An 18,970-nucleotide genomic window follows, 5' to 3' on the forward strand; every position below is an offset into this window, starting at 1 on the left:
GTCTGATTTCAAAACTAGGCGCTTCATTGATTTTAGGCATCCTGTGCTGTACTGTATGAATAATCTTTAGAGAAGCCTATCTTTTATATACATTTACCGAAGTTAAAAAATTCCCAATATGGCTCAGGGCTTTACGATAGACATCAACGAAGATTCGAGAATACCCAAGTATAAGCAGATTGTAGACTCTATGATTAATGACATCGCCAACGGAAGGTTGAAGGTGGGAGAGAAGATTCCGTCTATCAACGAACTAAGCGAAGCCGCATACCTAAGTCGGGATACAGTTGAAAAAGCGTATAAAATTCTCAAGGAACGCAAGGTGATCATTTCGGTAAAAGGAAAGGGGTATTACACCGCCAAGACCGATCTGATTTCTAAAATCAATGTGTTTTTTCTCATAAACAAACCCAGTTCGTACAAGATGATGATCTACAATCATTTTGTGAATGCGATGGGGGTTAATGCCCATGTAAACCTGTTTATTTATCATTGCGAAGAATCGCTTTTTATCAATGCGATCGAGAAAAATATAGGTGCTTACAACTACTATGTGATTATGCCGCATTTTAAAGATGGCGATCTCAATCACCTGAGCTTTACGCCGCAGGTTTTGAAAGCAATCGAACTGATTCCCAAAGATCAGCTGCTTATGGTAGACAATACCAAGCCTGAAATCAAAGGAAATTACGGAGCCATTTATCAGGATTTTAAAGAGGATATCTATCAGGCGCTGGAAGAAGGCATTGAGAAGCTTAAGAAATACGACCGCCTGATTCTGGTTTATCCTTCAAAGAGCATTCACCCGTATCCCAGACGCATTGTTCACGGTTTTAAGTTTTTCTGCCAGAAGTACAATTTTGATTTTGAGGTGCTTGATGAGATCTATGAGGATATGGAATTTGAACGTAAAGACGTCTACATCACCATCGAAGAGATGGATCTGGTAAACCTGATGCGTCAAATCCGCGCGCGTAATCTGACTTTGGGTACCGATATTGGGGTGATTTCCTATAATGAAACTCCCCTAAAAGAGTTGCTGGGCATTACGGTCATCAGTACCGATTTTAAGGCCATGGGTGAGACCGCCGCTTATATGATTCTGAAGAACAAAAAAGAACGCGTTAAAAACGTGTTCAGGTACATCGAGCGCAACTCGGTTTAAAAAAATCAGAACAGTACAGGATGGTATAACGGGCACAGCTTTGTATTTTCCGTTTTTTAATATCATTTTGAATTCATGAAAACATTCATTTTCGGGTTTCTTTTCAGTTTTTCTGTGCTTAATGCGCAGGATGCAATCGATTACCATTTTGTTTTTGGTACCGAAACAGACGCAGAAAAAGCTACCGGGATTTCTACTGCACTTCCCTATCAGCCGGATACGGGCTATGGTTTTGACTTTGGGACAGCCTATCGCGTAACTCAGCATAGTGCAGGTTTTTCGGCAACTGCACCGGTTTATTTTTCGGTTGATGTACCTGAGGGGATTTACACGGTGAGTCTTGTTCTTTCCGGAAAGGATACCGAAATGACGCTCAAGGCCGAATCAAAGCGGCTCTTTGCTGCCCGGGAACCGATAAACACAGATGATGCGATTACTAAAACTTTTACAGTTGCCGTTTTCTATCCTGAAATTTCTGAAAGCTATAAAGTTGGGCTCAAAGATCGGGAGCAGGGCACGCTAGACTGGGATCATAAGCTTACACTAGAATTCCTGGGAGACATTGTTATCCACGAGATCCATATTGAGCCTTCACCCAAAACCCGCACCTTATTTTTAGCCGGTGATTCTACGGTAACCAATCAGGATGTGGAGCCCTGGGCTTCCTGGGGACAGTTCATTACGGCTTATTTGACCGATGAGATCGCCGTGTCCAACCAGGCTTCGTCAGGAGCTTCGCTGGCCTCTTTTAACGGAAGCCGTTTCGATAAAATTTTAAGTCAGCTTAAACCCGATGATTTTGTCATCATCGAGTTTGGGCATAATGACGAAAAGATCAAAGGCGAAGGCAACGGCGCCTGGGGATTGTATACCAATTTGTTGACTGATTTTATAAGCCGCATTCGCGAAAAGCAGGGCATTCCCATCCTGATTACGCCCACCCAGCGCAGGGCTTTTGAAGGTGCCAAACTGAAAGAAACCCACGGCGATTTTCCCGATGCGATGCGGAAGGTGGCGCAACGGGAAGAGGTTGCGCTCATCGATTTAACCCGTATGAGTACTGCGATGTACGAGGCCTGGGGACCCGAAGCATCCCGGAAGGCTTTTGTACAGTATCCCGCCAATTATTTTCCCGCGCAGCGCGAAGCTTTGGAAGACAATACGCATTTCAGCAATTTTGGGGCTAACGAACTCGCTCTGGCGGTAATTCACGCCCTTCGCCAAACCGATCATCCCTTAAAAAACTACATTCGAAGCGACGCACCGGCATATAACCCCGGTCAACCTAATGAAGCGGGCTCATACCACATTCCGCTGAGCAGTCGTTTTGAACTGCAAAAACCCGATGGTAATTAAACAACGCATCATGCACAAGTTTCTTCACGTTCTCATTCTCGCCGGCCTAAGCTTTACGTGTGCCAGGGCTCAGGAAACCCATAAAATCTGGCTGTCAGGAACCGACTTTGAACATCCCAAAACCTGGGATTTTAAAGTTTCAGGAGGAATCAACAGCGGGAGCTGGAGCACGATCGAAGTCCCTTCTCAATGGGAATTGCAGGGTTTCGGTGAGTATACCTATGGTCGCTGGTATAAAGAACTGGAACAGGACGAGCCCAGCAAAGAAGAAGGTTTTTATAAACTGAAGTTTGAAGTTCCCGCTTCTGCGAAAGGCAAAAGGATATCCATTCATTTTGGTGGCGTAATGACCGATACCGAAGTGAAAGTCAATGGTAAGGTCGTGGGGCCGAAGCATCATGGTGGGTTTTACGAGTTTGACTACGACATCACCCCTTTTGTAAAGCCGGGAGCTGAAAATCTGCTTGAGGTTCACGTGTGGAAGCATTCTGAAAATGGAAGTATTAATAACGCAGAGCGGAAGGCAGACTGGTGGCTTTTTGGCGGGATTTACCGTCCCGTCTGGCTAGAAATAAACCCCCAAACCCATATCGCTCACGTTGCCGTAGATCCCCAAATGAATGGGAGCCTAAAGGCCGTTTTAAAATTATCAAATCCTTCTAAGAACCTTCGTGTAAGCGCTACAATCACTCCGCTTGCGGGTGAGGCTGAAACCTTTGAAGCTGAAAGCCGGAAGCTGAGCGGGAAGCCGGAAGAACTACTCGAGTTTAACTGGGAAGGCGTTAAAACCTGGGATCCCGAAAACCCCAATCTGTATGTCCTGACCCTGCAGCTGCAGGAAAACGGGAAAACCATTCACGAAGTAACCCAACGCATCGGTTTTCGCACGCTTGAGTTTAGAAAACGCGACGGGATTTACGTGAACGGTACCAAAATCAAAATGAAAGGCATCAACCGCCACAGCTTTTGGCCGGAAAGCGGTCGCAGTACCAGCAAGCGCATCAGCATTATGGATGTAAACCTGATTAAGGACATGAATATGAATGCCGTGCGTTTTCACTATCCGCCGGACGATCATTTCTTGGAAGTGGCCGATTCGCTAGGGCTTTTTGTGCTTGACGAACTCGCAGGCTGGCAGAATCCGTATGAAACCGAAACCGGAAAAAAACTGATCAGGGAAATGGTGGAGCGCGATGTGAATCATCCTTCAATCATCATTTGGGATCAGGGCAACGAAGGCGGCTGGAACTACGAACTGGATGGGGAATTCAATAAACACGATCCGCAAAACCGCATTGTGATTCATCCCTGGGCCGATTTTGACGGTTGGGATACGCATCATTATCCCACGTATCTTACGGGTGTACACCGTTTTGGTAACGGGGAGAACGTATTTTTTCCTACCGAATTTATGCACGGTACCTACGATAACGGCATTGGTGCAGGTCTCAAGGATTTTTGGGAGCATTACAGCGAGAGTCCGCTGTTTGCAGGCGGTTTTATGTGGGTGTTTAGCGATGAAGCCGTTTTGCGTACCGACTGGACCGGAGATGAAAAATTCGATTCTAAAGGCAATCTGGCGGCAGATGGCGTTTTGGGGCCGCACCGGCAAAAGGAAGGCAGTTTTTTTGCGGTAAAGGAAATCTGGTCACCGGTGCAGTTTAAGCCCAAAGCGATCACCGAAACCTTTGACGGCAGCTTTTTGGTCACAAACGATTATTTATTTAGCAGTCTGAATACGGTCACGATGAACTATCGGGTAATTCAGGCCGATGCCAAAGCTTTATATCAACCGGGAACAAAAACCCGGGTGGTTGATTCGGGAATCATTGAAGTTCCTGATGCAGAACCCGGGGAAACCCGAAAGTTACAGATACCGGTATCACCCGACTTTTTCTACGGCGACTGGCTGGAGATTACGGCTACAGACAGCCATGGGCGCGAACTCTACACCTGGACCTGGCCAATACATAAAGCTGATTATTTTGCCGAAAAGCTTATGTATAAAGGGGAAGGCAACAAGGCTGCAACCGGCATTCGCGAGGGTAATACGGTTACATTGCGTGCAGGTGAACTAAGCCTGAAGCTGGATGCTCAAACCGGTTACATCACCGAAATTAAAGATGGAGATCGTTTGGTTCCTTTTGTGAATGGGCCACAGCCCATAGGGATGAAAGCTGAAGTTGAAAAACTAGTTCTGAGTCAGGAGGGTCAACATGCCGTTTGCCGGCTAGATTATAATGGCGGTATCGATCACATTACCTGGACGATGTATCCCGATGGACGGGTGCATATGGAATTGATCGCGCTTAAAAATGCGGGTAGAAACAGCGGTTTTGATGGTGCGTTTTACGAGGGTGATATCGACCAGTTTGGGATCAGCTTTGACTTTCCGGAAGAAGGAGTTGAGGGCATTACGCTTTTTGGCCGCGGACCCTATCATACCTGGCGTAACCGTTTGCAGGGAATCGAAACCGGAATCTGGGAAAAGGAATACAACACCACGATCACCGGAGAAAGTTTTGAAAACCTGATTTATCCTGAGTTTAAGGGCTATTATGCCAATTTTTTGGCGGGGAATTTACAGGCCGGTGACAACAGTTTTAAAGTATTTAGCGAAAGCGATAAATTGTTTTTACGTTTATTCACTCCTGATGAAGCCAAAAACGGATTTAAAGGCAGTCATTTTCAGCCGCGATTTCCGCAAGGAAACCTTTCGTTTATGTATGAGATTTCGGGAATGCGGGCTTTTAAACCTTTGGAACAACAAGGCCCCAGCAGTCAGCCTTCAAACATTCGCATCAAAAGCGGCGATGACGGCATCTCGATGAAGCTGTGGTTTGATTTTAGGAAGTAGATTTTAGACGAAAGATTTTAGATGAAAGACAATAGAGAAAAGAATATAGAAATACGAAATACGAAATACGAAATACGAAATACGAAATACGTTTTTAAATAAGCCTACACTAACGGTAGCAGGAGAACTCAATGGTAATAGGAAATTAGAATGCAGGATTCAGAATTCAGAATGATGAATGCTGAGTAAAGCGTAGGATGTCTATTAACGATTAAACGATTCAGCAATTCAACCATTTATTTTTCTTTAGCGAACACCGAACACCGAACAAATGATTACAAAACTCAGAAGAATGAAAGCCTTAAAAAAGATAAGTTACCTCATGTTTTTCGCTTTGATCCTGGTTAACTGTATGGGGCTGAATGCCCAAAAACCTGTGGTGTACTGCGTAGGAGACTCTACCGTAAAAAACGGAAGCGGAAAGGGGGATGGCGGTCTTTGGGGCTGGGGTGATTTTATCGGTCAGTTTTTAGATATGACTCAGGTACGGGTTGAGAATCACGCCCTGGGCGGAACGAGTAGTCGCACCTTTCAGACCAAAGGACTTTGGCAACCGGTTTTAGACCGTCTGCAAAAAGGCGATTATGTGTTGATTCAGTTTGGACATAATGATAGCGGGGCTTTAAATGACGATTCACGTGCCCGCGGAACGATTGAGGGAGTAGGTGAAGAAACCGAGGAGATTGATAATATGCTTACCGGCCAGCACGAGGTGGTGCACAGCTACGGCTGGTATCTGCGTAAAATTGTAAAGGAAGCTAAATCTAAAGGCGCTATCCCGATTGTTATGGCACCCATACCGCGTAACGATTGGAAGAAGGGTAAAGTGCCCCGCAATACGGACTCGTATGGAGGCTGGGCGAAACAGGTTGCAGCGGAAGAAGGTGTGACCTTTATTAACCTCAATGATAAGATGGCTTTAGCGATGGAGGCAAAAGGGGAAGATGCCGTTACCGGAAACCTGTTTTACAAACGCGATCATACGCATACTTCAGCAAAAGGAGCTGCCCTTGCTGCTTCCCTGATTGCAGAAGGTTTACGCGAGAGCGACAATACCTTAAAAAACTATTTGCTGAAAAACCCTGTGGTTAAACTTCCCGCAAAGCGGAATTTATATCTGATCGGGGATTCTACAGTGGCTGATAACGGTCAGCCTACCAAATCGGGTTGGGGGATGTTTCTGGAGCAGCATCTCGATACTACCCGTATCAATCTGCACAACAAAGCCCGTGGTGGCCGAAGTAGCAGAACGTTTAGATACGAGGGGCTCTGGGATGCTGTCAAAACGCAATTAAAACCCGGGGATTTTGTGTTGATGCAGTTTGGTCATAACGATGGCGGACGCGTAGATCAGCCCAAATATCGCGGATCTTTACCTGGAATGGGAGATGAGACTCAGGAAGTCAACCGCGATAGCACGGGTACCGAGACCGTACATACGTATGGCTGGTATATGAAACAATACATAAAGGAAACGCAGGAAGCAGGAGCTACACCTGTTGTCCTGAGTATGATCCCCCGTAATCAGTGGGATGACGGGCAGGTTATTAGGGTCTCTGAAAGCTACGGTACCTGGGCCAAAGAAGCTGTCGAGCAGGCGGGAGGCTATTTCCTCGATTTAAATGAGGCGGTAGCTCAAAAATACGAACAGTTAGGTTCTGAAAAGGTGGCATCTTTCTTTCCGGATGATCATACCCATACTAATACAGCGGGCGCAAAACTGAACGCGCTAACAGTTGCCGAACTTATAGAAGGTTTGCGCCAAAGTGATTTGCGTGATTATATCTTTATAGAAACCGAATGATGCAAATTCCATTGATCTGTAGCTAGTAGCTGATAAGTTCGCCCCGGGATACAATGATCTGCCCTGCACATTTTTTTACTTCTGTTCGGTGTTAATGGAAAAACTTTGCTTTTTGTTCATTATTTTCAATCATCTTTATTTTTGTTAATTTTATTAGTAGTCTCTTTCTTTCTTATTTCTGTAGGAATTTTACCCTGATTTTGTCCTTAAAATTTCCTTAAAACCGTAATCAGCTTATTTAAACGAAGAAAATTTGAACTAGTCGAATAGTGCTCTTAAGTTCTGTTTTCGAGGCTACTAACTCTTATTTTTACCTACCCCTGAGTCTTAGTTTTTATAAGTTGAATGATGAGACAACTAGTATTCGTAATGGGGATTTTATGCGCTTTTTCACTACAGGCGCAGGTAGGCATAGGTACTACTAACCCACAGGCCACACTTCACATAGTAGGAGATTTTAAATTTATTCCCAGCACTGCTGTAAAGGCAACCCGATTGGTGGGTTTGAACAATACGGGCTTTGCCAGAGAGTTTCCTTTGGGGGATGATTTCGTCATTATTGATGGAATCATTCAGGTCGATGAGTCTGATGGTAATATTTTCTATATCGGAGATGTAAATCAATCCGCTACTGCTACCACGACGCAATATGATAATTACAATTTAGGATTAGCTACTGTAAATGAGCAGAATACCGTTATTCGATTGAGCGGTTCAAGCGTTAATTATGACATTTCCGGTTTTGCAAACGGATATGATGGTCGTGTACTCTATGTACTCAACGCCCAAAATAATAATGTTACTTTTTTCCCGGAAGACGCAGGTAGTTTACCTGAAAACCGCATCCAAACTTTAGATGGTAACAATACAGAACTGCAAGGTCGGGGTATTGCAGAGTTTATTTACAGCGGTGTACTCCAGAGATGGGTTATGATTAATGTTCGCGGGTAAACAAACCCTAATGCTATGCATTTATGAAACAAAATTATTTTTTTCTTCTTTCCTTTTTATTCACCGGCCTTGGCTTTGCGCAGGTGGGTATTGGTACTACTCAACCTGAAGAAATGCTTCACGTGGTAGGTGATTTAAAAATTGAAGGTACTTCACCTGATGATGCCGTGAAACTGGTAGGAGCAGATGATAACGGTACGCTCACCTCACTTCCCTTTTCCAGGCAAATACGCATTGTAAATAACAAAATTGAACTGGTAAGCAGTTCAGAATATCGTATAGGAGCGAAAAATCTTGCGGCTTTATTGCCCGCAGGTTCCGGGAATCCCAGAATAGATAACCTTAGCCTTGATCTTGGGCCGGGACAAGCTAATGAGGGTAAAACGGTAATACTAATAACAGGTTATGATAGAAATATCACCATTACCGGTTTTACAGGAGGCGAGGACGGAATGCATATTTTCTTTTATACAGGTCTGAAACACAATGTCACCTTTGACAACCTACGGCATTCTCAAGAAGTAAATCAAATAAATGCACTAGCTAATCCCAGCGTTTCTTTAACGGGTGGGGGCGTGGCTGAGTTTATTTATGACGGAGTTACTAAGAAGTGGATTTTACTTTCTTTACAAAATTAAAAAGATGATGATCAGCTATTTAAGGATAGGATTACAGGTTTTTTTACTAAACGCGTGTTTTCTTTTAAATGCGCAGGTAGGGATAAATACACAGAATCCTCAGGCAACTCTTGACGTTAATGGTACGGCACGGGTAACTGTTTTACCGGTTGAGAGTACTTCAGATATTACCGTTACCGGACTAACAGGAGGTGAGCAACTCAATCTTACCGAGCTGGGGGCAAATATAATTTTTGTGAATAATGAAGCGGTAATACGGCCTGTGTCCCGTACAACGGGCCAGATTGATTTGGGTATAATTACCCCTGATGCAACCAACGGTAATACTCGAAGCATTCATGTTCTTGATCCTCAACTGGGGGAAGGAGAAGCAAATGATCTGGCAACTTTTGTCACCTGTATTAATTATGCCGGTGCCAATTATGAAATTGGAGGCATTAAGGGAGGAACGGAGGGGCGCAGGTTAACGCTTTTCTTTTCAGATTCGAGTAAAAATGTGAGTTTGATGCTTGAATCCACAACAGTGCCAGACGCTTCACAGCGCATCACTTTCCCGGTAAGTAAACCTTTTTTTGGCATAAGCGGTACAGGATCTATTGAATTGGTTTATGATGCTGATGCCGGAGCTGATGGGGCCGGGCGCTGGCTCGTACTAAAAGTTCAAGGCTAGGCACCTTGGCTAAACCAATGTTCGAAAATGGAGTTTTCATGCTCCTGAGATTCGGTTAGTGCGATGCGCTCCAGATTTTTTGAAGTAGTCACATAACGCTGAACGATTCGGTCTGCATAAGCAGAACTCTTTTGACGAATCAGAAAGTTTTGATAATCATCAAGGCCATTGATTTCTTCCTGAGCGCTGATAAAACCATATCCGGCAAAACGCCCCTGTTCCAGATAAATAAACGATTTCTCTCCGGCTTCACGGCCTTTTTCAAGCAAAAGACAAGAGTCTTCGTATTGTGCAATAAAATCAAGCGCCTTACTTACACGCCGGTTGTATTCCTTGGCTGAAAGACTTCCGTCGCAGGCTCCGCTACACTGATGAATTTTATAATGAGAGCAGACTTCAACCCCGGTTTGCAGCGCGCAAAACTTCGGGCAAAGCTCAAATTTTTCACACAGCATTTCCAGAAATTCAATGGCTTCTTCACGCGTGTAAAACTGCATCCAGCTCACCGGAGCAATCTTATTTTTATGAAGGGCAAATTGTTCAATCCCTTTTTTATTGTGATAGGAGGTAAGCTTGTAAGGTTTCGTCGGGTTCTTCTGAGCCTTGTTGTATTTGGGATAGTGCTTTAGAATCAATTCTGCCTCTCGCAGCAGGGCCAATACCTCGCTGCCGGTGAGTTCGTAATCAATACTGTAGGTATCTTGCAACAGCGCATATTTTCGGTTGCTTTTTTCCCGAAAGTGCGAAAGCACCCGCTTCTGGATATTGATGGCTTTACCTATGTACAACGGACTCCCTTTTTTATCTCTAAAAAAATAAACACCGGCTTTTTGAGGTAAATCTTCAAAATCGGAAGCTTTACAATTGGGCGGAACGTAAGACTCTTTTGATTTTCGGTTTAAAAAACCACCGATGACTTCATAGTCTTCATCCAATGCGAGGCAGCGCTGAAAGAGGATGACCGTAGCTTCGGTATCACCCTGAGCGCGGTGCCTGTCGCGATGCGGGATGTTGATCGACGTACATAAATTTCCCAAACTGTAGGAGAATAAACCCGGAATGAGCTTTTTGGCCAAACGCACGGTACAGAGGCGCTTGCGGTTGAAATCGATTCCTGCTTCGGCAAACTCGGCACGTACTACATTGTAGTCAAAGCCCACATTATGGGCGACAAAAATACAGTCTTTGGTCAGGGAATTGATCTGAGGTGCGATTTCATCAAAGTAAGGGGCATCGGCAACCATCGCATCATTAATGCCGGTGAGTTTTTCGATGTACAGGGGTATTTCACGACCGGGATTGACCAGCGATACAAAGCGGTCAATTTCCTGCCCGTGCTGTAAAACAATGACGCAAATCTCAGTGATCTTGTTTCCTCTGATCCCGCCTCCCGTGGTTTCCACATCTATGATCGCAAACTTGGCCTCCTTCATACGGGCAAAGTACCGAATTTTCATGGTCTTTTAAAAGGAAAAAATCCGTTAATACGGATTTTTTCCAATAATTTTAGTTAAGCTGAAGTATTAAAGCTTCCAGCCCTCGCGGTAGTTGCGTCTTACAAACTGATTGGCCTCCTCAAAATTGGTAACCCTCATGTTGTCTGCGTCCCAAAGCATTTCGATATAGCGCCCGGGATAATCATACCGCCCGTCTTCTCGTTCTTTACGAATATCAAATCCTCGTATGGCCAGATTGGCAATAAGCAGGGTTTCGGTAAGCGGACCGGCTACACTGAAAGGCGAACTCACTTCTTTCTTGCCATAGCCGGCAAGTGCGGCTTCAACCCATTGCCTGTAATGTCCTTCAGCTCCGCCCGGAACACGCTCGTACTTTTCAGCCACCTGAGTTTCTGCGGTTTTTGAAGTAGGTAAGAGCTGGGCATTTCTACCGTAGGTGCCGCACATCATTTTTCCTTTGGTTCCTATAATAAGCACACCATTTCCGCCATCACCAAAAACCTCATTAGGCCCCAGTTCTTCAGGACGGGTAGGTTGAATGCCGCCATCCATCCAGTGCAGTTTAATGTCTCCGGTAGTTTTGTCTGTTTTAGGGAAAGTCATGGTAACGTGACTGGAAGGCGGACAACTGTCGGGGAAATACCCGCGTTTGAATTCGTCTACATAGACGCTGCCCACGCTGCATTGTACGTTTTTAGGGTATTTAAGATTGAGTACGCGCACGGGAACTTCCACCAGGTGACAGCCCATATCGCCCAGGGCACCTGTGCCGTAATCCCACCAGCCGCGCCAGTTAAAGGGTACGAGCCCGTCAACATATTCTTTGTAAGGTGCAGTATTGAGCCAAAGATCCCAGTCGAGCTCTGCGGGGATTGTACCGGAGGTTTGCGGCCACGGGATTCCCTGCGGCCAAACGGGACGATCCGTCCAGCAATAAACTTCAGTCACGTCGCCAATAAGCCCCGCGTCAAACCACTCGCTCATCAGGCGGGTACCGTCATTAGAAGCCCCCTGATTTCCCATCTGGGTGACCACTTTGTATCGTTCTGCAGCCTCGGTAAGCGCTCGTGCTTCATAAATATCGTGGGTAAGTGGTTTTTGAACATAGACGTGCTTGCCCAGTTGCATGGCAGCCATCGCCTGAACCGCGTGGCCGTGATCTGGAGTAGAGACCGATACTGCATCGATCTTATCAGCTTCTTTTTCGAGCATCTCCCGGTAGTCTTTATAATATTTTGCCTTTGGGAAACGGGCTCTGGAAGTTGCGGCTCTGCGATCATCTACATCGCATAAAAAAGCGATTTCGGCCAAACCGGAATCTGCAAAACTCTGTATATCGCTTTCACCTTTACCGCCTACACCAATGCCGGCTACCATAAGTTTATCGCTGGGTGCTGTAAAACCTACGCCTCCCAGAACGTGTCTGGGTACTATAGAAATACCCAGTGAGGCGATTGAAGCTTTTTTGATGAAATCCCTGCGAGGTGCAGAATGTAGCGGTGTGTTGCGTTTCATGTGGTTTAAATTTTAAAGTGGTTATCGGTATTTCAGTAGCGGACGAAACCTGGCTATCCTTAAAAATACACTTGAATAATTCGTATTTCGGTAAAAATTAATGCATTTTTTTGGTATTTCAAGATGTTGAAAGTTTTTTATACCCAAAGTACTTTGGCTAAACCCCCGCAATTATCCCGGTTTTTTTAGACGGAATCCATAACGGGAGCAGTGCTCTTAAACCAAAAAAATCCTGCCGAAACCGACAGGATTTTTAAAAAAGATTTTTTGTTGAAAGGCTTAGAATCTAAAGCCCAGCGTAAAAATGACACGATCGCTTTCGTCGCTCAGGTAATAGCCAATATTTGCGGTGACGGCCTTAAACCCGTTCAGGAAGATCGAACCACCGTAACTGCTATGCCACTGGTCTGAAGAACCATCTTCTGTCCATACCCTACCGTAGTCGTAACCCAATGTTGCTCCCAGACGTAAAGGCACGTAGCTGGTACGCAAGTCAGCGATACCGGTACGTAAATCAATACTTTGATAGAAGCTGCTGTTTCCGTTAAACCGTTCATTACGGAAACCTCTCAGGCTGTTGTTACCACCCAGGGTGGCACCATGGAAAAACTCATAATCACCAAAGTTTACCTGACCTTCAACCTTTGTGGCCAGCACTGCAAAACCACTAGAGTGTAACGGGAAGTCTATAGAGAACGAAGGATTGATATAGCTAAAGCTGTTGTTAAACTCGTCTTTCAAACTCGTTTTGTAACCTGCAGTCAGGTCAAACTGAAAACCTCTGCGTATAAAAGCGATTTCACCGGTTTTGTTTTTATACTGAAACCGGGCTTCGCCACCGGCATAAAGCTGATTTCTGAATACATCATTATCGGGTGTAAATTCATCGGAGGTAACACTGTTCAATCGGTCCTCGACATCAAAGTTTTCCAGCAAGGGCCCTACGCTAAAAAAGATTCGGTCTTTAGCATATTTAAGGGCAGGGCGAATATTCCAAATGGCGATACGCACCCGATTGAAATCGCGGCTTACCGCATCTTCATCATAAGCCGTGTCATTACCGGTACCAAAATAGTTGATCGCATAATTAGGACTGGTAATACGCGCATCGAGTTTAAAATTCCAATTGTAAAACGCGTGTGCAAACTCTCCCGAATAATCTAAAGATAAGCCACTGGTTGCTGAATAAAAGGCAGCGGTAAGGGTTTGCTGCGTTTTAAACGGATTGTTTGCCAGGCCGTAGGTCGTGTAGGTATCGCGTAAACCTATTTTAAAACCGGCATCAGGGTCAAAACCAATACTTGGGAATACCGTATTGGCACTTAGCTTTCGGTTTTCATCATTATAGGTGTTGATATCGTAACTGTCTACCAGCCATTTGCTGGAAGCCGCATTGGTAAAGGTATTTTTCTTGCTTTTATAGTCATAGGCCTTTACGCGTCTGTTATTCTGAAAATCGTAGACGTCGTTGTTTTCACCACCCAGAATCTTCAGTGGGATGTAATCATCACCTTCACCTTCTACCACAAAAGTGTCTTCGTCATCCAGACCGTAAATCCAGATTTCTTTAGTGAGGTCTTTGGTATAGGTACGTTCAAAATCACGGCCGCCTTCGGTTTTTAGACTTATGGTCGTCGCTCCATCTGGCTTACGGGTAATGCGGAATTCATCTTTATCTTCCGTACCCAAAATAATCTGATGGCTCATCAAATACTCATAATAGCGCTTCGCGATAGATTGCAGATTATCACGACGCAGTTTCAGGTTCTTTTTGATGTTTGTGATAGTCTCATCCTGTGTGGCTTCAGGCAGGGTTGCAAAGGCGGTTTCAATAGTCTCGTCGGTTAGATTTTCCTGAATGAAATCAACCTGTTTTTGCCAGTCTTCCCAGGTAATTTCCTTTAAGAAAGCCTGATCAAGCGGATAGGCGTAGCGGCTCATCCATTTGACGCTGTTTACATCTTCATCGTATTTTTCCATTGAGCGGAAATCAATCATTCCCATTTTAAGAATGCTCAGGATAAGTCCGTCGTATTTGGGGAATGCCTGGTCGCGGTCGCGGCGTATGGTTTTATACATTTTGTTACCGTCTTCCTGCTCGTATTCAGACCAGCGCCATTGGTCGTAGTGGCGGTCGTAATCGCCCACGACAAAATCCATTAGGCGTACTTTAAGGAAATTGGATTCATCAACCTGATGCTTTTTAGACTTGCGAATGTTGGCCAGCAAATCTTTGGTGCTTATGATATCATCTGCATCGCCAAAACGTTCAAAAGACTTGTTTTCGTCCCCGGCGTGCGCCTCGAGCATATAGAGTTTGTTGCCGTAATCTTCATTGTAAATACCCAGTTGTTTTTGTTTGGGCAAATAATAGATTTTAGGCTCTGCATTGTAAATATCCAGACTGTCAAAAATAGGGTTAAGGGCGAAAGGCGCATAGGGATGAGCCGTGGTGTAAAAATCCTGAACCACATCTTCTGCGATAGAGTTACGCATGATGTTTTCCACGTAATGATCGGTTATTTTAGACTGAATGAAGCGTACGGCACTTTTGCGGAGTTCACGGGCGGTATATTCGTGTTCCTCTTCATCTATAAGTCTGATAGAACGCGACTGGTTACCACCACCTTCAGAAATGGCGCGTACATTGCCGGGCAAAGTCGAAAGGTCTAAAACCGGAGCCTCGATCTCACGACTGTAAACCGGGCGGTAATGTTCTCCCCAAAAGAAGCGATACAGACCGTTTTTGTCTGTTTCCTCGGGTGTATAGATCGAAGTCTTAAAGGTGTCGCCAAAGTTTGAAATATCAGGATAACTTACTTCGCTCAATTTGGTTTGCTGACGGCGAATGTCTTTTTCAAAGAGTTTTTCGGAGTTACCGTTGCCTGTAGCGAAGAATTCCACTTTGGAGCTACGGTCGTTATATACTGTAAGTCTGGCAAAACCGTTGGTCTTGGAGGCAAACTGACCGTCTTTGGCATTCTTAACATTATCCAGTTTATCTGCCGCTGCACCGCTTATGATTTGCGGGATACCATCATCTTCCACATACTGCAGGTTGCGGTCGCTGGCTGAAACAAAAACCACATCAGGAAAAAGTGTAGCCAGCGTTTCGATCGTTCCGGCAAGTTTTTGACGCTGCTGGCTGTAGTAATCCTGTTTGCTAAGACCGCCAATGTTTTCGAAGAAATCCTGACGCGAGCGCGTAAGTACCGAATGGTAGATGGCAACAATTACCGTTTTGTTTTGTTCGTCTTTAAGGTCGTCTTTAAACTTCGCGAAAAAGTCATCGCGGGTTTTGATGTCGCATTTGTTGTTGAGGTACAGATGATCATCCCAATCTTCGAGAAACCATTGTGAATCTATCATCAGCAACTCGACCTTATCCATATCCAGGTCTTCTATCTCCCGTACACAGCCGTCGTTTGGCCAAAATTTCACCTCACTGTTATCCTGTATAAAAGACTCCAGATCGTCAATATTTTCGTGTCCGTTTTTATTCCACTCGTTTTTTCCGGGCATAAAGATCAGGTTGCCGTTAAAGTCTTCAAGGGGTTGCAGCAGACTTGCTTTAAGTTGCTCTTCTACCTGCTTTCTGTCTTTATCTTTTGGCGGATAGCCTTTATCGGTGATGTTACCCAAAGCCACAAACGTCGCTTTCTCATCATTCTGAGACATGGCAGTGATGGCATTGAGCACTTCAAGCGAGGGGTTTTGAGTCTGTAAAGAGGTATTTCCGGTAAAATAGAACACCTGTTCTATGCTGCGATCCTGCGCCTGTGCCCCGCAAATAGGGAGAATCAGGAGCAAAATTGCCGTTAAATAAAAAGGTAGGGTTGTAGATGTAGTGATTTTCATATAGGATTTGCTTACAAGGGCTGAAAATATGTTAAAATCACGGAGAAGCCCGAGACTTTAACCCTCATATAACACAGCTTTAAAGAAGTGTTAAGAAATAGCTTTCGTATAAGCCGGTCTAAATTGCAGTTTGGGTATTTTAATTAATTATTCTAAATAATTAATTTTCTTGTATTTAGCGGTGAACCAATTAAAGTCCTGATGCTGGTTTTCAAACCAAAAAGCTTAATAATAGGCTAAAACTGTGCTAATAAAGTGTGAATTGGGAATACGGAATGCGTTCATTTATATTGTTAATAATAATTTTGTTGAAAATTCTTGTATTATGAAAACTTCAGCCAACAGCCATTTTTCCCAAAGCCTCAACACACTTCTCAAACGATATAGTTTAAGTGAACACGAACTATTAAAATTGCGCACTATCGATGAATCGAAAATTGTGAGCCTGGCCTATACCGAAACCGGTGGCTTTGACATTCGCGATGGCGCGTTTTATTCGGAAGAGCGTGAGATCAACTACAAGCTCAAGATAGATTACCTGATGAACGGAAGCGACCGTAAGCAAACTTTGATTTTATTGCCCGTTAGTCCCGAAGAAGATATGTAGATCATCACCTCTTCAAGGAATTTTGATTAACCCGTTCAGTGCTGCTGAGCGGGTTTTTTTATGCGCTTTTGTTTTAAACACTCCAATTAAACAAAGTTATCAGAAGCTGATATAAGTCATCTTTTAAGACCTCATAAGCGTGCAATTTTGTCCTGTAGAATTAAAAGCAAAAGCTATGAGAACAAATACTAGAAAGGGTTGGGGCATGTTGATTTTCAGTGTCTTTTTTCTTGGGTTAACCTGTATACAGGCACAGACCTATGACTTAAAAGAAAAGGAGTCTGAATTGCGGGTTTTAGGAACCTCTAATATTCATGACTGGGAGCTGGAGGCAACTCGTATGAAAGGCAAAATTAGCCTGAAGCAAAGTGAGGGCCATCTGCAGGAAGTCTCAGATCTGTCGTTTAGCGTAAAATCGGAGTCGCTGTTAAGCGGCAAATCGGGGATGGACAAAAACACCTTTAAAGCTTTAAAAACAGAAGACCATCCAACAATTAGCTTTCAGTTAAAATCTGTAGAAGCGATAAAGGCCACACAATCGGGCGGGTACCTTTTACAGACAACCGGGGCGCTCACGATCGCAGGGGTTACCAAACCGGTAGCTGTAGAATTTCAGGCAGAACTTACAGCAGATAGCATACGTCTTAGCGGCTCTAAAAAACTCAGGATGACCCAATTTGAAGTGGAGCCGCCAACCGCATTATTCGGAACGATCAAAACCGGAGATGACATTCAAATCGATTTTAAAGTTTCTTTTTTCAACACAATCAATTAAATATCAATACTCATGAACAAGTCAATTACTTATTTAATAGCAGCCTTTTTTGGTCTTATTGCATTTTCGACAGAGGCTCAGAGCAAGCGTGATCTCGACAATTTCAGACAGCCAGACCAGCGCGGCATCAATCAGTTTGAAGCACCTAAAGATACCGTGTCCGGTTTTTCAGGACTGTATGTGCGATTAGGCGGCGCATCAACCCTGCAGTTTCAGGCACTGGATCACGAAAACTCAGGTAATGCCGCTACACCCGCACTACAGGATATAGGCAGCAATTTTAACCTGGCTACCGCAAACCTCGATCTCGATGTGGTTTTATACGATGGGGTGCGTATGCACTTAAGAACCTATCTGTCTTCACAGCATCACACAGAGACCTATGTGAAGGGTGGGTATTTTCAAATCGATAAGCTTGATTTTATCAAAAAGGGCTTTATGGAAGAGCTGATGAATCATATGCGTATCAAAATTGGTCATATGGAAAACAACTATGGTGATGCGCATTTGCGACGTACCGATAATGCTATGGCGCTTTACAATCCGTTTGTGGGCAATTATTTGATGGACAGCTTTACGACCGAAGTTGGAGCCGAGGTGTATTACTTCGACAAAGGCTGGTTTGGAATGCTGGGTCTGACCAACGGGAAATTAAACCAGGCGGTTACCAATCCTGAAACAACCAGTCCGTCTTTCCTCGCCAAAGTAGGCTTTGATGATACCCTTGCCGAAGATTTACGGGTTAGGCTTACCGGGTCTGTGTACAAATCCAACCAGTCAAAAAGCATTTATCTGTACAGTGGTGACCGCTCCGGATCACGATATTACAATGTGATGATTGCCGAAGATGGTACGGGAGATGGTTTTCGTGCGGGTCGTATAAACCCCGATTTACGTTCTGAATTGACCAGTTTTATGATCAACCCCTTTCTGAAGTATAAAGGTTTGGAATTCTTCGGGGTCTATGAGAATGCAACCGGAAAAGCTCCGGGAGAAACCGATAACCGCAGCTGGAATCAATATTCAGGCGAATTGATTTACCGTTTTGGTGCTCAGGAAAAAATCTATCTGGGTGGACGCTACAATTACGTTTCGGGAGAATTAGTGGGAGGAGCCGATGTCGATATCAGCCGGGTACAACTGGCCGCAGGCTGGTTTATGACTCAAAATATCCTGATGAAAGCCGAATATGTGGCTCAAAAATACACGGGTTATCCGGTAACCGATTTGCATAACGAAGCTCAGTTTGACGGCTTCATTCTGGAGGCTGTGATCAGCTTTTAATTCAAACTTTAATGTGCATTGGGATAGGTGTTG

The 18,970-nt window shown here is 44.4% G+C and carries 13 protein-coding genes; 10 read left to right on the forward strand and 3 right to left on the reverse strand.

All coding sequences use genetic code 11. The annotated features are described in order from the left end of the window. Positions 1-118 precede the first annotated feature (118 nt). The 7 genes from ACSSS3_RS12100 (at position 119) to ACSSS3_RS12130 (ending at position 9,441) form a co-directional block, all read left to right on the forward strand. On the forward strand, positions 119-1,165 hold the full coding sequence (locus ACSSS3_RS12100) for a GntR family transcriptional regulator (RefSeq protein ID WP_228231648.1): 1,047 nt from the start codon (positions 119-121) through the stop codon (positions 1,163-1,165). A 75-nt stretch (positions 1,166-1,240) separates the two neighbouring features. Further along, positions 1,241-2,521, forward strand: coding sequence for a rhamnogalacturonan acetylesterase (locus ACSSS3_RS12105; protein ID WP_442844827.1), 1,281 nt, complete (start codon positions 1,241-1,243; stop codon positions 2,519-2,521). 10 nt (positions 2,522-2,531) lie between these two features. Further along, positions 2,532-5,378: a glycoside hydrolase family 2 TIM barrel-domain containing protein gene (locus ACSSS3_RS12110; protein WP_442844828.1), complete on the forward strand. Its 2,847-nt coding sequence runs from the start codon at positions 2,532-2,534 to the stop codon at positions 5,376-5,378. Between the two features lie 292 nt (positions 5,379-5,670). Beyond that, positions 5,671-7,182 (forward strand): rhamnogalacturonan acetylesterase, encoded by a 1,512-nt coding sequence (locus tag ACSSS3_RS12115; protein WP_442844829.1) that lies wholly within the window; start codon positions 5,671-5,673, stop codon positions 7,180-7,182. A gap of 345 nt (positions 7,183-7,527) precedes the next feature. Then, positions 7,528-8,133, forward strand: coding sequence for a hypothetical protein (locus ACSSS3_RS12120; protein WP_442844830.1), 606 nt, complete (start codon positions 7,528-7,530; stop codon positions 8,131-8,133). Between the two features lie 23 nt (positions 8,134-8,156). After that, entirely contained in the window at positions 8,157-8,771 is a 615-nt protein-coding gene (locus ACSSS3_RS12125; RefSeq protein ID WP_442844831.1) for a hypothetical protein, read from the forward strand. 4 nt (positions 8,772-8,775) lie between these two features. After that, positions 8,776-9,441, forward strand: a complete 666-nt coding sequence (locus ACSSS3_RS12130; RefSeq protein ID WP_442844832.1) for a hypothetical protein — start codon at positions 8,776-8,778, stop codon at positions 9,439-9,441. On the opposite strand, the gene ACSSS3_RS12135 is transcribed toward ACSSS3_RS12130, so the two are convergent. From ACSSS3_RS12135 to ACSSS3_RS12145, 3 genes are all read right to left on the reverse strand, one after another. Further along, positions 9,438-10,898, reverse strand: a complete 1,461-nt coding sequence (locus ACSSS3_RS12135; protein ID WP_442844833.1) for an exonuclease domain-containing protein — start codon at positions 10,896-10,898, stop codon at positions 9,438-9,440. The two genes, ACSSS3_RS12130 and ACSSS3_RS12135, sit on opposite strands and share 4 nt — an antisense overlap. 66 nt (positions 10,899-10,964) lie before the next feature. Beyond that, complete coding sequence (locus tag ACSSS3_RS12140; RefSeq protein ID WP_442844834.1) at positions 10,965-12,413, reverse strand: Gfo/Idh/MocA family protein; 1,449 nt, start codon at positions 12,411-12,413, stop codon at positions 10,965-10,967. Positions 12,414-12,692: 279 nt separating this feature from the next. Continuing rightward, positions 12,693-16,271 carry a ShlB/FhaC/HecB family hemolysin secretion/activation protein gene (locus tag ACSSS3_RS12145; protein WP_442844835.1) on the reverse strand — a complete coding sequence of 1,193 codons (3,579 nt, stop codon included), beginning with the start codon at positions 16,269-16,271 and terminating at the stop codon, positions 12,693-12,695. A gap of 325 nt (positions 16,272-16,596) precedes the next feature. On the opposite strand from ACSSS3_RS12145, the gene ACSSS3_RS12150 reads away from it, so the two are divergent. The 3 genes from ACSSS3_RS12150 (at position 16,597) to ACSSS3_RS12160 (ending at position 18,937) form a co-directional block, all read left to right on the forward strand. Further along, the gene (locus ACSSS3_RS12150) at positions 16,597-16,878 is read left to right on the forward strand and encodes a hypothetical protein (RefSeq protein ID WP_442844836.1); all 282 of its coding nucleotides are present in this window, start codon (positions 16,597-16,599) and stop codon (positions 16,876-16,878) included. A 175-nt stretch (positions 16,879-17,053) separates the two neighbouring features. Next, entirely contained in the window at positions 17,054-17,653 is a 600-nt protein-coding gene (locus tag ACSSS3_RS12155; RefSeq protein WP_442844837.1) for a YceI family protein, read from the forward strand. A gap of 12 nt (positions 17,654-17,665) precedes the next feature. Next, positions 17,666-18,937 carry a hypothetical protein gene (locus ACSSS3_RS12160; RefSeq protein ID WP_442844838.1) on the forward strand — a complete coding sequence of 424 codons (1,272 nt, stop codon included), beginning with the start codon at positions 17,666-17,668 and terminating at the stop codon, positions 18,935-18,937. The last annotated feature ends 33 nt before the right edge of the window (positions 18,938-18,970 follow it).

Origin of the sequence: Leeuwenhoekiella sp. H156 (assembly GCF_052218455.1) — a bacterium.
GTDB classification, from domain to species: Bacteria; Bacteroidota; Bacteroidia; order Flavobacteriales; family Flavobacteriaceae; genus Leeuwenhoekiella; species Leeuwenhoekiella parthenopeia.